The organism is Candidatus Woesearchaeota archaeon (assembly GCA_016214075.1).
In the GTDB taxonomy this organism is placed as follows: Archaea; Nanobdellota; Nanobdellia; order Woesearchaeales; family DSVV01; genus JACRPI01.
Genome location: JACRPI010000027.1, coordinates 39,991 through 57,570 on the forward strand (window position 1 = coordinate 39,991; position 17,580 = coordinate 57,570).

The window sequence follows — 17,580 nt, forward strand, 5'->3', positions numbered from 1 at the left end:
AATAAATAGAAGCAACACCTAAAGAATGCAATGATCCCAAAACTCGAAGAGCTGCAAACAACCCTGCATCTTCCAGGAAAAAAGTACTTCTCCGTAGAACAGGCGAATCTTCTTCTTCCACAAATTGAAGAGCATATTCTGGAAGTGCACCGATTGCTCGACGCGCTACGACTCCTGCTAAGCATTGAACTGGAATTCAATGATGAATTTCTGTCGCACGCAAAAAACATCCGCTACACGAAGGAATATCACAAACTCTACCTCACTATTTACAGTCATCTCGATGCAATCATCTCGCATGGCTGTTATGTCAAAGACATAGAACAAGGGCTTGTTGATTTTTACAGCAAGACAAAAGAAGGAAAAGAAATATTCCTCTGCTGGAAAATAGGAGAGAAAAGTATCCAACATTGGCATTCGTTAGAAACAGGATTTTCTGAGAGAAAAGGGATCGAAGAGTTGTAAAAAAATCTTATTTTCTCAACCTTTAAATAGTTGAACAGATTGTCATTTTCTCATGAAATGGTTTACTTCTGAAGCAGGTGAGCAGAGCATGGATGTCAGCATAAAAACAGGACCAGTTGAGCATATAGAAACAGGAACACTTGTTATTCCGCTATTCAAAAATATCGCGAACAAAACAGAAGCATACACAAAAGTGGACACCCTTTTCAACGACGCGTTAACAAAAATAGTCCACGATGATGATGAGTTTCACGTCAACAACAAAACATGTACCACATTAACATTAGGGAAAATTCACGCAAAGCGAATCATTCTCGCAAGTCTTGGTGATCCTGAAAAAGTAACGTTAGAATCCTTAAGAAAACTCGCGGGAAAGATGGTCAAAGGATTGCAGCAATACAAAGAAAAAGATTTCACGATTATGAGTCCGTGTTATGGACTGAAAAACATCACTCCTGAACAAGCATACGCTGCGTTGACAGAAGGAGCAGTCTTAAGTTCGTATCTTTATGATACATACAAAACACAGGAAAAAGCAAAGAACAAAAAACCAACAAAACTTTTCTTTTATCTTGACGCAGATGAAAATCCAAGTGCAATCACCAAAGCAATAGAGCGCGCTGCGATCATCGCAGAACATGCAAACGCAGTCAAAGATCTTGCGAATGGTCCGTCAAATCTGGTCACGCCAACGTATCTCGCGGAAACAGCGAGAAAGTACGCGAAAAAGTGTGGGATGAAATGCACAATTCTTGATGAAGCGGATATGCGCAGACAAGGCATGAATTGCATTCTTGCGGTCAGCCAAGGAAGCAGCCAAAAACCTGCGTTAATTGTCGTAGAGTATAGAGGGTCAAAAGCAAAAGCGCCAATCGCATTGGTCGGAAAAGGAGTGACTTTTGATTCAGGGGGAATAAACCTCAAACCAACAGGTTCCATTGAAACAATGAAACATGACATGACTGGTGGCGCGATTATGCTTAATGTCATTAAAACTGCGGCAGAATTAAAATTACCAATAAATCTCGTTGCGATTGTTCCAACAGTGGAAAACATGCCGTCTGGAACAGCGGTAAAGCCAGGAGACGTCGTTAAAGCATCCAATGGAAAAACAGTAGAGATCATGAATACAGACGCGGAAGGAAGATTAATTCTATCTGACGCGCTGCATTTTGCGACAAAGTTCAAACCAGAAGAAATTATTGACATCGCGACGTTGACAGGCGCGGCGTTTGTCGCGTTGGGAAAATCAGTCACCGCGATTATGGGCAATGAACAAAACATGGTTGATCGCATGATCATTGCGGGAAATGAAACATTTGAACGCTGCTGGCAACTTCCATTATTTGATGATTTCAGTGAAAGTATCAAAGGCGATGTCGCGGATATCAAAAATATTGGTGGACCAAAAGGAGAGGCAGGCACGATTGCTGGCGCGGTGTTCTTGAAGGAGTTTATCGGAGACAGCAAGTGGCTGCATCTTGATATTGGCGGCACATCCTGGGCAGATGGAGATAATGATTATGTGCAAAAAGGTTCAACAGGAGTTGGATTGCGATTGCTTGTACAATATTTGGAAAACAGTACAAAGAAAGAAACAGTAGAAGAAAAGAAATGAAGTATCATTCCTCTGGAAAAGAAAGAACCCCACAAGACAAAACTTGTGTCTCGTGCGGTTATTCTCAGTAAAGCAGTGCCACTCCCCACACTAGACACGCCAGCGTGAAGTATATAAAGTTGGAAAATAATCTTATTTTATGGCTGATGAAAACAAACACTTAGTAGTATTTCAAGATAAAAAAATAAGAAGAATATGGTATAATGAGGAATGGTATTTTTCTGTTGTTGATGTTGTTGAAGCTCTTACTGAAAGCAATAATCCACGAAACTATTGGTCAATGCTTAAAACAAGGGAAGCTGAACAAGGAATTGAACTGTCCACAAATTGTGTACAGTTGAAACTTCCTGCTGAAGATGGAAAATTACGAGAGACAGATTGTGCCAATACACGGACATTATTCCGTATCATTCAATCAATTCCATCAAAGAAAGCAGAACCTTTCAAACAGTGGTTAGCGCAAGTAGGGTATGAACGAATTCAAGAGATAGAAAACCCTGAACTGGCACAAGACCGAGTAAAAGAATACTACGAACTCAAAGGATATCCCAAAGATTGGATTGATAAAAGACTCAGAGGCATAGCAATACGGCAAGAACTGACAGAAGAATGGAAAGGAAGGGGTATAACAGAAGAAACAGACTTTGCAATCTTAACAAATGAGATTACAAAAGCAACGTTTGGAAAGACAGTACAAGAATACAAAGATTTCAAAGGAATAAGTAAGAAAAATCAAAACTTACGAGATCATATGAGTGATTGGGAGCTCATTTTTACTATGTTTGGAGAGAAAGCGACAACAGATATAACAAAAACAAGAGATGCACAAGGATTTTATGAGAATAAACAAGCTGCGCAAAGAGGAGGGCAAATAGCACAGAACGCGAGAAAGGAACTAGAGCAGGAAACTGGAGAAAATGTCGTTTCCAAAAACAATTTTTTGAACTTAACGGAAAAGAAAAAGCTTGAAAATAAGAAGATATAAAAAATGAGGGTATTTTTTCTTCAATTCACAAACTATAAAAACTGCGCCTTCTTCATTTTGGCATTAAGAAATAAGGAGTGATAACAATGGTAACATTCGATAACTTTGGTCCGGAAAAGATTCTTGAAGTATATAATCCAAAAATAGGCGTGCATGGATTTGTCGTCATCGACAACACCGCGCTTGGTCCTGGAAAAGGCGGCATTCGTATGACTCCAACAGTTTCTATTACAGAAGTATCACGATTAGCGCGAGCAATGACCTGGAAAAACGCGCTTGCGGATCTCCCCTTTGGCGGCGCGAAAGCAGGCATTATCGCGGATGACAGAAAAATATCACAGGAAAAGAAAGACGAACTCGTCGCTGCGTTTTCCGAAGCGCTAAAAGCAGTCTGTCCATCTTTATATGTCGCAGGACCTGACATGAACATGGCAGAGCATGAAATGGAAGTCTTCGCGAAAGCAAATGGCTCGATGAAAGCGTGCACGGGAAAACCAAAAACAATTGGCGGAATTCCGCATGAACTCGGCAGTACAGGATTTGGGTGTTTCCATTCCATGCTTGTCGCGTTAAAGCACATGAAAAAAGATGTCAAAGGAATTCGTGTCGCGATTGAAGGATTTGGAAATGTTGGCTGGTTTGTCGCAAAGTTCGTGACAGAAGCAGGAGGCAAAGTGGTCGCGGTTTCTGATTCAAAAGGACTTATCGTCAATCAAAAAGGATTTGACTTTGAAAAACTCGCGAAAACAAAAGCTGAGAAAAAAACAGTCACGTTGTATGGCGAAGGAACAGTGCATCCTGCTGAAGAAGTGATTGCGGTGGATTGCGACGTCCTCGTGACTGCGGCGATTCCAGATTTACTTAAAGACAGCGATGTTTCAAAAGTGAAAGCAAAATTGATTGTTGAAGGAAGTAATATTCCGATGAGTGTCAACGCGGAGAAAATGTTGCACGAAAAAGGAATTCTTGTCGTGCCTGACTTTGTCGCGAACGCGGGCGGCGTTATTTCTTCGTGGGTAGAACATATTGGTAAAGATGAAAAATATATGTTCAAAGTCGTCGAAGAAAAGATTGTGCGGAATACAGAAGAAGTCTTAACCCGCGCAGCGAAAGAGAAGAAGATGCCACGTATGGTCGCAGAACAGATCGCGCAGGAACGCGTGCTCAAGAAGTGTACGACGTGTAAGGTTTGAGAATATGGATGTTCGATTGATTGGAATTATATTAATTATACTCAACTTTATCCTTGTAATCGGCTCTCTGGTAATACTATTATTGTATGTATTGAGAATTAGACCATTCAAAAAAAGAAAAAAAGGACAAATAGATTTATCAAAAAGTGATAAACAAATACATAATAAAATCACAATAAGGAACAGCATTTACTTTGTAATCATCACATCCATCATTTCTTTTTTACTATGGTTTATTGAACCAATAATGATAGCATTATTCAATCTTAAAGAATATAGTAGCGGTATTGAGTTAGGTTATACTTTCTTTGTGATTGGAGTAAATTTGACTGTTTATTATTTTGTCCTAAAAGAAACGTTAAAAAGAATAGATAAGAAAGCAATAGAGTTTGATAAAAACAGGATATGCATATGGTTCTTTTTTGTGACGGGAATAGTCAATTTTATGGCAGAATTACTTATAGGGGCAACATTTTCTATCATCACCAAAGTACCTTTAAGTGAAGCAGAATTTTCTCAGCCATTTGGATTGCTACCTGCTATAGTAGCAATTTATCTTTCAAGTAAGTATAAACGAAAGAAAAACAACGAAAAGACAGAAATACTCACCAAAACAACAAAATATTAATACTCTTCTTGCCATAAAACCAGCATGCAAATCCCCCAACAAGTAGGATGTTCCTTTTGTGGCAATGAGCTCGAGGAAAAGGCAACGTACTGCGACGAATGTGGAATGGATATTGAGAAAGAAGAGAAAGAATAATTACTCAACAAAAATCGTCTGTTCCCGTTCAGGTCCGACAGAAATCACTGAAATAGGGTTTCCTATTGCTTCTTCTAGTTTCTTAATGTATGCTTGACAGTTGTCAGGAAGCTGGTCAATAGAAGTGCAAGAAGTAATATCTGTATTCCAGCCAAGAACAGAAACATACACGGGTTTCACACGAGACAAAATCTCGGCATTACTTGGAAATACATCAAGCGGCTTCCCATTGTACTCATATCCAACACAAATCTTAATCTCCTCAAATGAGCTCAACACATCGAGCTTTGTAAGAATAATCCCCGTCATGCCATTCACCAGAATAGAATGTTTCGCAAGCACTGCGTCAAACCACCCACAGCGTCGCGGTCGTTTGGTTGTTGCGCCATATTCATGCCCAATTGCGCGAAGTTTCTCTCCAACAGCATCCTGCAATTCAGTCGGAAATGGTCCTTCTCCCACACGAGTCGTGTACGCCTTAAAGATACCATACACATTGCCAATGTAACGGGGCGCAATACCAGAACCTGTGCAAGCGCCACCAGCTGTCGTACTGGAAGAGGTCACAAAAGGATACGTCCCATGATCAACATCGAGGAATGTTCCCTGCGCGCCTTCCAAGACAACCTTTTCATGACTAATAATCGCATTATGAAGAAGGACAGGAGTATTGCAAATCGAAGACAATAAAGGAGTCAAGATCGCGGTATATTCCACAAGAATCTGATGTTTATCAAGCCAATGTTCAAGAGAAAAATAACGAGTAATATCGACCTCAGCATACTTCATGTCGCGAAGCATTTCCTGCACATCATAAACAGAAGTGCAATGTTGTTGTAGGGAATACACAGCTGCGTCATATTGCGCGTTGAATTTTTCCGCAAAGAGATGAGGAGTCAAGAAATCGCCAAAGCGAATGCCAACACGGTTAATTTTGTCCGCGTACGCTGGACCAATGCCACGACCTGTTGTTCCGAGGCGTCCTTTATGATGAAGCCCATCAAGAAGGCGATGCCACGGAAAAAGAATGTGCGCCTGATCGCTGAGAAATAATCTGCCAGAAACAGAAATTCCCGCTTCATGAAGAACATCAAGTTCTTCTTTGAGCGCGAGAAGATCAACAACAACACCATTGCCAATCACATTTTTCGTGTGCGGATAGAGAATACCGGATGGCACTAAATGAAGAATTGTTTCTTTGCCGTTGACGTTGAGGGTGTGTCCTGCGTTTGCGCCTCCTTGATAGCGAACAATGTACGCTGCGTCTTTCGCGAAAACATCGACAAGTTTGCCTTTGCCTTCATCGCCAAATTGCCCGCCAATAATTACAGAAACCATAATATCAGTGAGAGTTGCTGAGTTTATATTGTTTATCGTTTGGGAATAGAATTCAAAAATGAAAATGAGACGCTCGACAAATGCTCGCGTCTCAGCACATAGGCTCTCGCATGAAACGCTCGAGCCTATGTGCTTTAATACGGTAAAAAAATAACAACAATGGCGCCGACGCGACGGGGGATGACCCCTTGGGGTGTCGCGTAGGACAAAATTCAGAGAATTTTGTCCGTAGGCCGCCATTATTGTTGTTATTTTTTCCTGATTTTCGTTTAGTAAAAGAAGATCATGTCATACACTCCAAAAAAACAAAATATTAAATAAAGTACAAAATAAAGAGATAACATGTTCGGCTTAAATCAAGATGAAATAAATCTATTCAGAAAATACGATACACCACAAAAAATCCAAGATCTTATAGACACCATTCCCATTAACTTTGAAGCGTCAGGAGAAGATACATTTTTTTCTCCGCGGGAAGTACTCAAACAAAATCGCGCGCATTGCATAGAGGCGGCGTGTCTTGCAGCGGCAATCCTCCAATTTCACGGACAACCTCCATTAATTGTCGATCTCACTGCGGTAAAGAGTGATGAAGATCATGTCATAGCAGTGTTTAAGCAGCATGGACATTGGGGCGCTATTTCAAAAACAAATCATGCGGTCTTAAGATATAGAGAGCCTGTCTATAAAACAATTCGAGAATTAGTCATGTCATACTTTCATGAGTATATCAAAAATGAAACAAAAAAGAAAACATTGCGTTCATACACAAACCCCATAAACCTAAAACAATTTAATGCAAAGAACTGGATAACAGACGAAGAATACATAGGTTATATTGTGGATAAGATTGATGCGACAAAGCATTTTCCTATTCTTTCAAGAAAGCAGATCGCGACATTGCGAAGAGCGGATGACATAGAAATCAAGAGCGGAAAAATACATGAGTGGAGAGGAAAACATCATCCAAAGAAGATATAGTTGAAGTGTCAATATTTCGAACATTTATCCTAACTCATTCAAGAAATCATCAATATCGCCATTTGCAGAAGAATCTGTCTTAGATGACGAAGAACTTGTTTTAGGGGTCGTTGTTTTTGTCGTCGTAGTCTTCGACGTATTCGTCTTATTCGCGGAAGTATTTGAAACACTCACTTTTACCGCAGCCTGTTCTTGCACAGCTTTCTCATCAGCAATAGCCTGTTCTTGTCCCTCAAGCAAGCTATCCACTTCTGCGTCAGAAGTATCAACTGCGCGAAGTTTTGAAAGACCCATCACTACCGCGACAATGAGCGCGATAAAAACCAAAATAAACAAACCATTGATGAGGAGTTTTTTCATGGATCTACCAGCTCATATCATCAAGATCTTCTGTCAACTGATCAACGACCTCAGGATCATATGCAGTTGCGGATTCTTCTGTTGTTTCAGTTTCATCAGTTGTTTCTTCTGTTTCAGCTGCTTCTTTGTCTGCGCAACCGATAACAGACAAAAATAAAACAACCAAAACAAAAATAAGGAATACATGTTTGTAGTTCATAGTCTCACCTATAATGCGTCAATATCATCTTGAATATCAGCGATTTCTGCTTCCATATCTTCAATGTAATCCGCGACTTCGTCTTCAAGATCATCAAGCAGATCATCTGCCTCGCTTTCATCGCCAAGGTCAATCTTTGTGTCAATATCATCCATGTCATCAGCGTATCCTTGGTTTGCTTCCTGCACTTCATCAAGAAGATCGTCTATTGCACTATCAACATCCTTATAATCATCGCTTGTGGAACTTTCTCCGCTCTGCGAAAGCTCGTTGTAAAGCGCAGTCACATCATCTTCAAGATCATCAAGATCATCTTCAAGTGTTTCCAAGCGATCGCGCAATGCTTCTTCGTCATCGCCTTCCTGCAATGCGGCTTCTTCTTCAGCTTCAGAGTAGCAATCAAGACGTTCATCTTCAGCGTTTGCGGCAGCAAGGCAGTCAGCGATTTCTGTTTGGGTATCGCCGTCAATACCATAATCATCGTAACATGCGGTACGCTGGTAGGAATAGCTTGCGCTTTCCATGCAATCAACAAATGCCTGATAATCTGCAGTTGCGGATCCACCGGAGGAACTTCCAGAACCAGCCTTATAATATTCACTATTTAATCCGCGTTGAGCGGTTTGCTGCGCGTTGAGAAGTTTGGAAATTGCGCCAACCCCTTTCTTCGTCAGGACAAGTTCTTCAGCGTCTTCAAGATACGCTTCAGCTTGTGCAAGAACAACTTCTGCTTTAGAAGTATCATAATCATCACCCTGTTGTTCCTCAATGTATTCAACAAGGGTTTCAATCGCGTCTTGCGCGTCTTCATAATAACTGTCAAGGTCATAATCGTTGAGAAGCGTATCAAGATCCTGTTCTTCTTCAACTTCTTCTTCAGGTTCTTCCTCTACTTCTTCATCTTCAGTTTCCTCAGCGTCATCATCTTCGTCAGCGTCGTCATCTTCAATGACAACTTCCGCGCAAAGAGTGCCCCCTTTCGCGGTTAACGCGTCGCGCGCTGTCGTAAGAGAAGTTTGCGAAGATTTCAACGCTTCTTGCGCGCTTTTAATTGTTGCAACAACATCAGTAAGGTCTCCACCTGAATTTAAGAGATCTTCCGCCGCGTCAATTTGTTCATCTGCTTTTGCGATGTCTGCAGAAAATGTAGTATATGCGTCGTCAAGCGCGGTGCTGCTTGTGGATAATTCTCCAATGCCGCATGCTAATTTCGCGTCAATAATTTCTCCTTTGTCCACAAGCGCGTCCACTGCAGCGAAAAGATCCTCTACAGTTTTTTGTTTGAGATCATCTGCAATAGATTTCCATGCTGTTTTCACCGCAGCAAGGACATCATCATATTCTTCTTTTGAATCCGCGTATTGGAGGTCGTCAAGCGCCTGTTCAAGTTCTTCCTGCGCGTCAGCATTTGTTGCGTCATTGACGTAATACACATACGCGAGCATAAGGTTGATTGTATCTTTCGCGTAAGGAAGCGCCGCGTCAAGAAGCTCATCTTCTATGTCTTCGCAGCCATCATCAAGAAGCTGACATTCTTTAAGTTCGTCTTTAAGATCAAGAAATTTTTCCTGCGATTTCTCGTAAGAGGAAAGAAGAGAAGAAACAGAATCTGCTGCCGCGAATGGCATGACCAAAAGCGCGAGAAGGAGCGCAATAAGCTTCAATGAAACAGTTTTGACGGAATTATTCATGAAAAACACCTCAGTATCGACGATAATAGGAAATGTGAAAGTGGTTATCCTATTTAAACATTGCTGTTCAGAAGAAAAGAAAGAAGAGAAAGCCAAAAATGAGTCAAATGTGACACAACATTTTTAAGAGGAGGGGATTTACAAGATAAAATAAGACTATAAGAGAGTAGTAACAAAAGCACGATACCGTATGACCAATAGCTATACAATAGAAATTGTTGATGAAAGAGCAGAAGAAATAGAGCGTTCTTTAGAAACACGACTGCATGAAATTACAACAGACAGAGTAACGACAACTGCAGAAGTATGTACTGCGTTGGAAATTCTTAGCAATCTTATGAGCACATTGCCTCGATTATATATGCGAACATTAGAAGAAGAAAACACTGGCGGAGAACTTTATGGAGAAGATATAGAAAGAGCGGCAAGCTATGAAGAAGAGATAGGAGAGTACTACAAAAGAATAATTATAGAAGATGATGGGAATGCGGCAAACATTCAGAAATATTCTGAAAGAGCGAAGTATCTCGCAATTCCAAAAGGAGCATTAATGCAGATACAGCGAGTTCTTGGGCTTGCGGTAAACAAGATGGACAGAGAAAAAGGGAGAGAAAATAATTTTTACCAAAGAATAAAAGAAGAAGCGGAAAGAGAAGAAATACCATTTACAGAAACTGTGCTTCGGGAGTTTGTACAGATGGATATTGGAAGAAGAAATGAAGGGGATACAATTTTCCTCGGACTTACAGACCCAGGATACGTGATTATAGAGAGTTTCCATTACATCGTAAAAAAGTATTGTGAAGAACAGAGCCAAACACAACCCATTTAAAGAAAATAAGAACCTCTTTTTTCTATGACAACCCCTGCAATGAAGCAGTTTCATGAAACAAAAATACTCTACCCTGATTGCCTCATTTTATTCCGGATGGGCGACTTTTATGAAACATTCTACGAAGACGCGATCAAAGCGGCGCAGGTTCTCGAAATCACACTCACAAAACGGGGAAAAGAAAAAGATGGGCATCCAATTCCGCTTGCGGGAATTCCGTATCATGCTTTGGAGCAATATCTCGCAAAACTTGTCCGCGCGAATGTTAAAGTCGCGATCTGTGAACAGCTGGAAGATCCAAAGCAGGCAAAGGGAGTCGTCAAGCGCGGCGTTGTCCGAATTGTCACCCCAGGCACAATTATAGAACAAACACTTCTGACAGACAAAAGCAATAATTATATTATGGCAATTGCCGCTGAAACAACAGAAGCGTATGAAAGTAAAATAAGTGGAACAAAAGGAACAAGCGCGGCAGGAGGAAAGAAAGTAGGCATCGCGGTTGCGGATCTTTCCACAAGCGAGTTTTTCTGCGCAGAAGTTCCCATAAATGAAATTCTTAATGAAATTGTCCGCTATAATCCAAGTGAAATAGTCATAGAAGAAAGCAAAAAAAAGCAAACACCTACACCAACATTTCTTGAAGCGTGCAAAAAGAAAAATAAATTCATTAATCATATCCAGGATTTTTTCTTTCAATACAACAATGCCTACGCGACAATCACGCGGCATTTCAAGACCCATTCGTTGGAAGGTTTTGGCATTGAAGAAAAGAGAGCAGCGACCTGCGCGGCAGGAGCGTTGTTATTTCACCTCAAAGAAACACAGAAATCCAATGTTTCTTCGATACAAAAAATAAAATATATCTCTAATGAACAGTATATGCTTCTCGATGAAACAACGCTCAATAATCTTGAAGTGATGAGAAGTCTTCATGACGCGTCCGCGAAACACACGCTTCTCAGCGCCATTGATCAGACAAGAACACCGATGGGCGGCAGAATGCTCAAGAAATGGCTCATGCAACCCCTCCTCCAAAAAGAAGCGATAGAAAACAGGCTTGACGCGGTGGATGAACTCCGAAAAAAAATAGTGATGAAAGAAGAGATTGCGGAGCATCTTGATAAAATCTATGACATTGAACGGATTGTTTCGCGATTGAATCTCGGCTGCGGAAACGGCCGTGATGTGCTTGCGCTGAAAAATTCGCTTGCGTGGATTCCGCAGATAAAAAACATCCTTCAATTGGTGGAGAGCAGTATGCTCAAAGAACTTTCTTCCATTGAAACATGTCAAGATGTAGTCAAACTCTGTGAGACTGCGATTGCAGAGGATGCGCCAGTCTCAATACGAGAAGGAAATATAATAAAGAATGGATTTAGCAAAGAGCTTGATGAACTTCATGATATTTGCAAAAATGGGAAAACGTACATTCGACAAATGGAACAAAAAGAGCAAGAGCGCACAGGAATTAAAACACTGAAAATTGGATTTAACAGAGTATTTGGTTACTTTATTGAAATCACCGCGAAAAATATTCCTTTGGTTCCAAAAGAATATACCCGCAAGCAAACAACAGCGAATGGAGAGCGATATATTACAGAAGAACTCAAAGTCATGGAAGAGAAGATTCTCAGCGCGGAAGAAAAAATAAATCTTTTGGAATATGAATTATTTCAGGAGCTTGTTAAGCAGATAACAAGCCAGACAGAAAAATTGCAAAATGCGGGGCAGAGCATTGGCATGCTAGATGTGCTCCATAGTTTCGCGGAAACTGCGAGACAGAAAAATTATTGCAAACCAGAAATAACAGAAGAATTCGCAATTGAAATAAAAGAAGGCAGGCATCCTGTGATTGAACAGATTGAGCAGCAGTATATTCCCAATGACATTGTCATAACAAAAGAAAATAGAACAATGATTATTACTGGACCAAACATGGCGGGAAAATCAACAGTGTTGAGGCAGGTTGCGTTGATCACCTTGCTAAGCCAGATGGGCAGTTTTGTTCCTGCGACAGAAGCGAAAATAAGCATTGTGGACAGAATTTTCTGCAGAGTAGGCGCGCACGATGATCTCACGCATGGTCAGAGCACGTTTATGGTCGAGATGAACGAAACCGCTTCTATTTTGAACAACGCGACAAATAAATCATTGATTATCATGGACGAAATTGGTAGAGGAACATCAACATTTGATGGCGTGAGTATTGCGTGGAGTGTCGCGGAATATATCAACAATAAAATAGAAGCAAAAACAATGTTTGCGACGCACTATCACGCGCTCACGAATTTAGAAAAGTATGAAGGAGTAAAGAATTATAATATTGCAGTTAAGGAAGAGCGAGACAACATTATTTTTCTGCGAAAACTTGTGCAGGGCGGCACAGATAAAAGCTATGGGATTCATGTCGCGAAGCTTGCGGGCATGCCTAAAGAAGTGATTGACCGCGCGAAAGAAATTCAGGCAAAGCTTGAGAATGAAAGCGAGATGGAAAACAAACTCCAGACAAAGCAGGGATTTATTGTGAATGAAAAAGCAGTGCAGAAGTCGTTGTTTGAATTGTAAAGATTATAAGAGGGCTATATATATTTCTCTAACTTTCTCAAGACATCAGCAAAAGATTGATACCTCTTTTGAGGGAGCGGATGCGCTGCACGGAGAATGACGTCTCGTAGATCAGCAAGAACCTCAAGTTCACCAAGAACGTGCAACATCTCTTGATGATAGACATCACTAACTAAATATGCAAGGTGAAGACATTGTGCTCGATCAGGATCTTTTTTGTGATTATCAAATATCCTTTCTCCTGGAAATGATCCAAGGAGAAGCGCATAAAGTGTTATGCCATAAGAAAACATATCATGAGTTGTTGGATTTTGTAGTGTTTTTCTTTTGTCTGTAAAGAATTCAGGAGGATAAAAGCCACAAGTCCCAAAAGCAACATTAGAATCTTTCATCAATCGCGTGTACTCTGGGTAAGAAACTGCCCACTCAAAATCACCTAAGCGAAGTGCTGATGCCCCATCTCTTTGAACAACAAAAATGTTGTTTGGTTTCACATCACCATGCACAAGCTGCGCTTTTTCAAACGCGTAAAGAACTTCTGCGATGCGATACGCGACAGCGGCAAATGCTGTTGTAGATTCTAAACTCAATTCATCAACATCTATAATATCTGAAAGAGATCCTTCTGCTTGTTCAAACGCAAGTTCCACTGTTCGATCTAACGAAGATGCGGAGTGAAGGCGAAGACCTATGGAATCTGAAAAACGTTGGCTAAACACAACTTCTCGTTCTCCAAGAAGTGTGCGAGGAACATACTTTGCGACAAACGTATTTGGAGGAGTATCTGGAAAAGGAAGAACAGCAACATCGAGGCGTGCGGTGCTAATTGCATAAACAGTTGGATAAGAAATACCATCTGCTTCAACTTTCACATTCAGTGGACGAGAAGCGCCATTATATCTTTTCTGAACAAGCCCTGAAATATGACGAAGCCAGCGAACCTGACGGTCAAGAGAAATATTTCTCCATTGTTCCACTGCTGCTATAGGATCATATGCAGGCATTAAGGGTCACCTAAAATGCAGAGAATGTCTCCAAAAGACTCCGGACGCGCGCGAGGGTCAGGATGCGTGCAGGAATAAATAATTTCAGAAATTTCCGGAGTTGCGTCACTAAAGAGAAAATGCAGGAGATCCATTCTATACGCGCCAGAAAGCATTCGTTCTTTAAGTTGATCGGGATCAATGTCTCTTGCCAAATTTTTTCTTTGAAGCAAGTGGGAGAGAAGAACGCCATACGCAAAAATGTCTGCGCGAGAACAGGGAGACGTTTCAGAAGAAGTATAAAGAATATCCAACTCCTCTGGATCATCTCGATATGCTTCAGGAGGAATATATCCTGGTGTGCCTATTGGAAGACCAAGATGGTGTTCTTCAAATCTGCGAATGGGCATTGTAACACCAAAATCAGCAAGGCGAAGAATTTCTCTATCTCTATTTTGCATATAACAAAGAACGTTATCTGCTTTAAGATCATAATGCCCTAAACCGCGAAGCTCAAGTTCATAACAGAGAAATGCAAGATCGCGCGCGAGTGCGAGAAGGTGATCCGAATCTTCAATAAGAAGTTTTGAGAGAGGCATATCTGCTTGTTCCATAACCATCTCAACACCACGTTCAAGAACAGAAACATCGAGTAATCGTGGCCCAAGTTCTCCTGAGAAAACACGAGTGTAATGAAGTTCGCTATGCCCGAATTTAGTGAGCGGAAGATATTTGACAACAAGCGAACCAGGAGGAGAAGAAATAGAGAAGACTGTCCTTTTAGCATTGAGTGGTTGAACGTTGCCAGAGAAAGGGTTACGATCAGAAAGAACCGCTACCCAATTCGTTGCGCAAAAGAGTTGACGATATAAAGCATCGTGAGCAGAGCTATAATGTTCAAAAGGATCGTCAACGACAGCGTCAATAGATTGGGAATCTCTTATCATAAACAGAAGAAAACAACCCATTCTTTTTAAAGTTTATATAAAATATAAGCCAACAAATACGTCAAAAGAGGACCAAATAAAACAGATTTTTCGAAAAAGCATCATTTTTGTCATAAGGATTAAATAAAAAAGCCTCCTACAAGGTAAAAAGAAACAGTAGGTGTGAAAACTCTATACAGGTGTAAACAATGCTCGATGCGTATATTATTGATTGGAGAAAAAGAGAAGAAGAAAGAAGAAGAGAACAAATTGACGATCGACAACCACGCACAGAGGTTTATGTCCCAGTTGATCCATGGGCTGAACAACGAAGAGAATATGAGAGAAGTAAACTTCCACCAGATAGAGGAGTTATAATAGTAGATTTAAATTTAAGACCAGCATACCAATCAAATCTCGAGGGTCGCTTATAGATATGGTAGGACAACAATCTCTTAACGATATTGTTGCAAATCGCAAACTAATTCTCGAAGACATACTTTCTTTGTGGGCTGAAGGAACAAACGAACAAAAAGCTGCTGCAATAGATGGCTTCGCAAAACTAGAAAAGCCAAAATACAGAGCAATGATGGAAACGCTGGAGAGACAATGTGACAAGTATGAGAAAGTTGTAGGAAAAGAATTCCTTGAGCCATATGAACTACCGCCAAAAGATCCAACACAACTGCGCAGATATTTTATTGTTCTAAATTATATTCGTCAAATTTCAGACGGAAATGATGCCTCAAGAAGTTTAGTTGCAAAAAGAATCGCAACGATGAAGCCAGAAGAATACTCATATGCAATACAGGCATTGAAAAGTGCAAATGAACATCCTAATGGTGGTGATGAAGCAAGAGAATTATTATGGGATACGGGAAGATTAGGATTCATTCCAGTTCAAAGTGCCGGACAGCAAGCAAGAGTATATGAAGAAAGAAGATCGTATGACCCTGCTGCAGCAGAACGAGCAAGAAGAGGACGAGAAGAAGCATTCAACTTATTGCATTATGATGGAAATAAATAAGAAGAATAGAAATTATCTCTTCGGCATCAAACCAAGAACAGCTTTATGCGCGCGGACAAGATCATCGCTTTTCACGTAAATGAGCATTTCTGGAACTGCGCTGATTAATTCATAGATAGAAACACCATGCAATGCAATTTCATGGCTTAATCGTGCATAGACACCAACAGTTTCTGCCGCCTTGCTGTTCATGGTAATTCGAATTTCCGCGAGATCTGGGGTGACAGAAAGAACATTTTCTTTGTTGAAAAGGCAAACTTTTTTGTCGAGATCTTTCTGGTTCAAAAATAATTTAATGATTTCTTTGCTCTTCACCATTCTGAAATTTTCCTTTAAGACATTTTTACCAACAAAGTCCTGACTAATGGTTTTATACTCCACTTCTTTCATGGTAATGCAGGAAACGTAATTTTTTGTTGTGACCACAGAAGATTGTAATACCGCATCGATATCTTTTGTGTTGTCTTCAAAGACATTTTCTGTTTCATAGCGGCGGATTGCGCTAATAACTGCGTCCATAGAAGCGTCAAGATGATATTTGTCAATAAGAAAGCGAGCAAGTCCTCTGATATTGATAAGTCCACGTTGAAGGTCTTTCTGAATACTCACGTCATCTGCGATGTAACGCCAAACCAAAGTATTGATACTTGCCATAATTGACACAAATGAGTATGGATTTATATACCTATCTGTCACGAAATTTGTAAAAATCGACCAAAATTTAATGAAGATGACTAAATTATAATGAGCTTGACTTTTTTATAAGGATAAAATTATAAGAGGAAATAGGGTTTCTAAAAAAAGATGACCAATAGAATGCAAAGAAATGGAACGCAGTATGCATATCTGCTCCGAAATTATGCTCTTTACGTGGGCGCGCATACAATAAAGGGGTCGATGAGAGGCTATAACAACGATATCATCGTCGCGGACAGAAATGTTTTTGCTGTCGCGGATGGCGCAGGAACCCAGGAAGAAAGAGGAATTCCGAGTGTGATTGTGGGGAGAGAAATACGACGAGACGGAACAATGCACTGGGGAGCAACGCCGGCATTCCCGCTTGAAGGAATTATCAGAAGCAGTCATAAAAAAATCCAGCGCTGGAAAAAAGAAGAAGGAACCTATGGAGGAACAACAGCAAGTGTGGTAAGAATTTATGAAAATGGAAGAGTCAACGCGGAGCTTGCGCATGTGGGAGACTCACGAATCTACAAAGGAAATGTGCGCACAGAAGCGCCCCTTATACAGCTCACAGAAGACCAAAATGAAGTGAAAAAACTTCTCGAAGCAGGAGTGGCGTGGAATAGTTTGGATGTTCAACAGGCAAGAAAAAGACCAAAACTTGTTGGTTTAGATGGAGACATAACTGTTGCCGGGAGAGAATATCCTGTTGAAGAGGGGGATTTTTTTCTGTTGTGCACGGATGGATTGACAAAAGCGTTGAGTAATGACATATTAAGCAGTGAAGTGTATGAGCTTTGGAGAGGGCGGAAAGAAATAACAGTTGCGAGAAAACTTAGAGCCTATCCCATTAGATTGACCTCCATGTAATTATTCCACATGCGAGATGCAATAATCCTATGTAAGCATCTGGTCTTTTAGACCAACGAATCAATAACCCTCTAAATCGGTTGAACCAACTATGTGTACGTTC

Annotated in this window: 19 protein-coding genes; 12 read left to right on the plus strand and 7 right to left on the minus strand. The window is 40.6% G+C overall.

Features of this window, described 5'->3' with window-relative positions:
- The first annotated feature begins 30 nt into the window (after positions 1 to 30).
- The 6 genes from HZC31_05745 to HZC31_05770 all read left to right on the plus strand — a co-directional run bounded on the left by HZC31_05745 (position 31) and on the right by HZC31_05770 (position 5,024).
- Positions 31 to 465 carry a DUF2203 domain-containing protein gene (locus HZC31_05745; protein MBI5002866.1) on the plus strand — a complete coding sequence of 145 codons (435 nt, stop codon included), beginning with the start codon at positions 31 to 33 and terminating at the stop codon, positions 463 to 465.
- A 52-nt stretch (positions 466 to 517) separates the two neighbouring features.
- On the plus strand, positions 518 to 2,083 hold the full coding sequence (locus tag HZC31_05750) for a leucyl aminopeptidase (protein MBI5002867.1): 1,566 nt from the start codon (positions 518 to 520) through the stop codon (positions 2,081 to 2,083).
- 139 nt (positions 2,084 to 2,222) lie between these two features.
- Positions 2,223 to 3,068 (plus strand): phage antirepressor protein, encoded by an 846-nt coding sequence (locus HZC31_05755; GenBank protein ID MBI5002868.1) that lies wholly within the window; start codon positions 2,223 to 2,225, stop codon positions 3,066 to 3,068.
- Positions 3,069 to 3,154: 86 nt separating this feature from the next.
- Positions 3,155 to 4,261: a Glu/Leu/Phe/Val dehydrogenase gene (locus HZC31_05760; GenBank protein ID MBI5002869.1), complete on the plus strand. Its 1,107-nt coding sequence runs from the start codon at positions 3,155 to 3,157 to the stop codon at positions 4,259 to 4,261.
- Between the two features lie 4 nt (positions 4,262 to 4,265).
- Positions 4,266 to 4,889 carry a hypothetical protein gene (locus HZC31_05765; GenBank protein MBI5002870.1) on the plus strand — a complete coding sequence of 208 codons (624 nt, stop codon included), beginning with the start codon at positions 4,266 to 4,268 and terminating at the stop codon, positions 4,887 to 4,889.
- A 24-nt stretch (positions 4,890 to 4,913) separates the two neighbouring features.
- Positions 4,914 to 5,024: a zinc-ribbon domain-containing protein gene (locus HZC31_05770; protein ID MBI5002871.1), complete on the plus strand. Its 111-nt coding sequence runs from the start codon at positions 4,914 to 4,916 to the stop codon at positions 5,022 to 5,024.
- Here the strand turns inward: HZC31_05770 and HZC31_05775 are convergent, their stop codons facing one another.
- Positions 5,025 to 6,365 (minus strand): adenylosuccinate synthase, encoded by a 1,341-nt coding sequence (locus HZC31_05775; GenBank protein MBI5002872.1) that lies wholly within the window; start codon positions 6,363 to 6,365, stop codon positions 5,025 to 5,027. It lies immediately after the preceding gene.
- A gap of 339 nt (positions 6,366 to 6,704) precedes the next feature.
- Here HZC31_05775 and HZC31_05780 point away from each other — a divergent pair, with 339 nt between their 5' ends.
- Positions 6,705 to 7,343, plus strand: a complete 639-nt coding sequence (locus tag HZC31_05780; protein ID MBI5002873.1) for a hypothetical protein — start codon at positions 6,705 to 6,707, stop codon at positions 7,341 to 7,343.
- A gap of 24 nt (positions 7,344 to 7,367) precedes the next feature.
- Here HZC31_05780 and HZC31_05785 read toward each other — a convergent pair whose 3' ends face one another.
- From HZC31_05785 to HZC31_05795, 3 genes are read right to left on the minus strand one after another with little or no spacing between them, the layout of a single operon-like run.
- The gene (locus HZC31_05785) at positions 7,368 to 7,703 is read right to left on the minus strand and encodes a hypothetical protein (protein MBI5002874.1); all 336 of its coding nucleotides are present in this window, start codon (positions 7,701 to 7,703) and stop codon (positions 7,368 to 7,370) included.
- Between the two features lie 4 nt (positions 7,704 to 7,707).
- Positions 7,708 to 7,902, minus strand: a complete 195-nt coding sequence (locus HZC31_05790; protein ID MBI5002875.1) for a hypothetical protein — start codon at positions 7,900 to 7,902, stop codon at positions 7,708 to 7,710.
- A gap of 8 nt (positions 7,903 to 7,910) precedes the next feature.
- On the minus strand, positions 7,911 to 9,593 hold the full coding sequence (locus HZC31_05795) for a hypothetical protein (protein MBI5002876.1): 1,683 nt from the start codon (positions 9,591 to 9,593) through the stop codon (positions 7,911 to 7,913).
- Between the two features lie 190 nt (positions 9,594 to 9,783).
- Here HZC31_05795 and HZC31_05800 point away from each other — a divergent pair, with 190 nt between their 5' ends.
- Positions 9,784 to 10,425: a hypothetical protein gene (locus HZC31_05800; GenBank protein ID MBI5002877.1), complete on the plus strand. Its 642-nt coding sequence runs from the start codon at positions 9,784 to 9,786 to the stop codon at positions 10,423 to 10,425.
- Between the two features lie 24 nt (positions 10,426 to 10,449).
- The gene (gene mutS / locus HZC31_05805; GenBank protein MBI5002878.1) at positions 10,450 to 12,990 is read left to right on the plus strand and encodes a DNA mismatch repair protein MutS; all 2,541 of its coding nucleotides are present in this window, start codon (positions 10,450 to 10,452) and stop codon (positions 12,988 to 12,990) included.
- 14 nt (positions 12,991 to 13,004) lie between these two features.
- Here mutS and HZC31_05810 read toward each other — a convergent pair whose 3' ends face one another.
- Both HZC31_05810 and HZC31_05815 read right to left on the minus strand, forming a co-directional pair.
- Positions 13,005 to 13,994 (minus strand): protein kinase, encoded by a 990-nt coding sequence (locus tag HZC31_05810; protein ID MBI5002879.1) that lies wholly within the window; start codon positions 13,992 to 13,994, stop codon positions 13,005 to 13,007.
- Complete coding sequence (locus HZC31_05815) at positions 13,994 to 14,920, minus strand: protein kinase (GenBank protein ID MBI5002880.1); 927 nt, start codon at positions 14,918 to 14,920, stop codon at positions 13,994 to 13,996. Before HZC31_05815 ends, HZC31_05810 begins: the two co-directional genes overlap by 1 nt.
- 188 nt (positions 14,921 to 15,108) lie before the next feature.
- On the opposite strand from HZC31_05815, the gene HZC31_05820 reads away from it, so the two are divergent.
- Both HZC31_05820 and HZC31_05825 read left to right on the plus strand, forming a co-directional pair.
- On the plus strand, positions 15,109 to 15,333 hold the full coding sequence (locus HZC31_05820; GenBank protein ID MBI5002881.1) for a hypothetical protein: 225 nt from the start codon (positions 15,109 to 15,111) through the stop codon (positions 15,331 to 15,333).
- Between the two features lie 2 nt (positions 15,334 to 15,335).
- Positions 15,336 to 15,926, plus strand: coding sequence for a hypothetical protein (locus HZC31_05825; protein MBI5002882.1), 591 nt, complete (start codon positions 15,336 to 15,338; stop codon positions 15,924 to 15,926).
- Between the two features lie 12 nt (positions 15,927 to 15,938).
- On the opposite strand, the gene HZC31_05830 is transcribed toward HZC31_05825, so the two are convergent.
- Positions 15,939 to 16,580, minus strand: coding sequence for a hypothetical protein (locus tag HZC31_05830; GenBank protein MBI5002883.1), 642 nt, complete (start codon positions 16,578 to 16,580; stop codon positions 15,939 to 15,941).
- Positions 16,581 to 16,730: 150 nt separating this feature from the next.
- Between HZC31_05830 and HZC31_05835 the strand changes: the two genes are divergently transcribed.
- Positions 16,731 to 17,477: a protein phosphatase 2C domain-containing protein gene (locus HZC31_05835; protein ID MBI5002884.1), complete on the plus strand. Its 747-nt coding sequence runs from the start codon at positions 16,731 to 16,733 to the stop codon at positions 17,475 to 17,477.
- Positions 17,478 to 17,580: the final 103 nt, after the last annotated feature.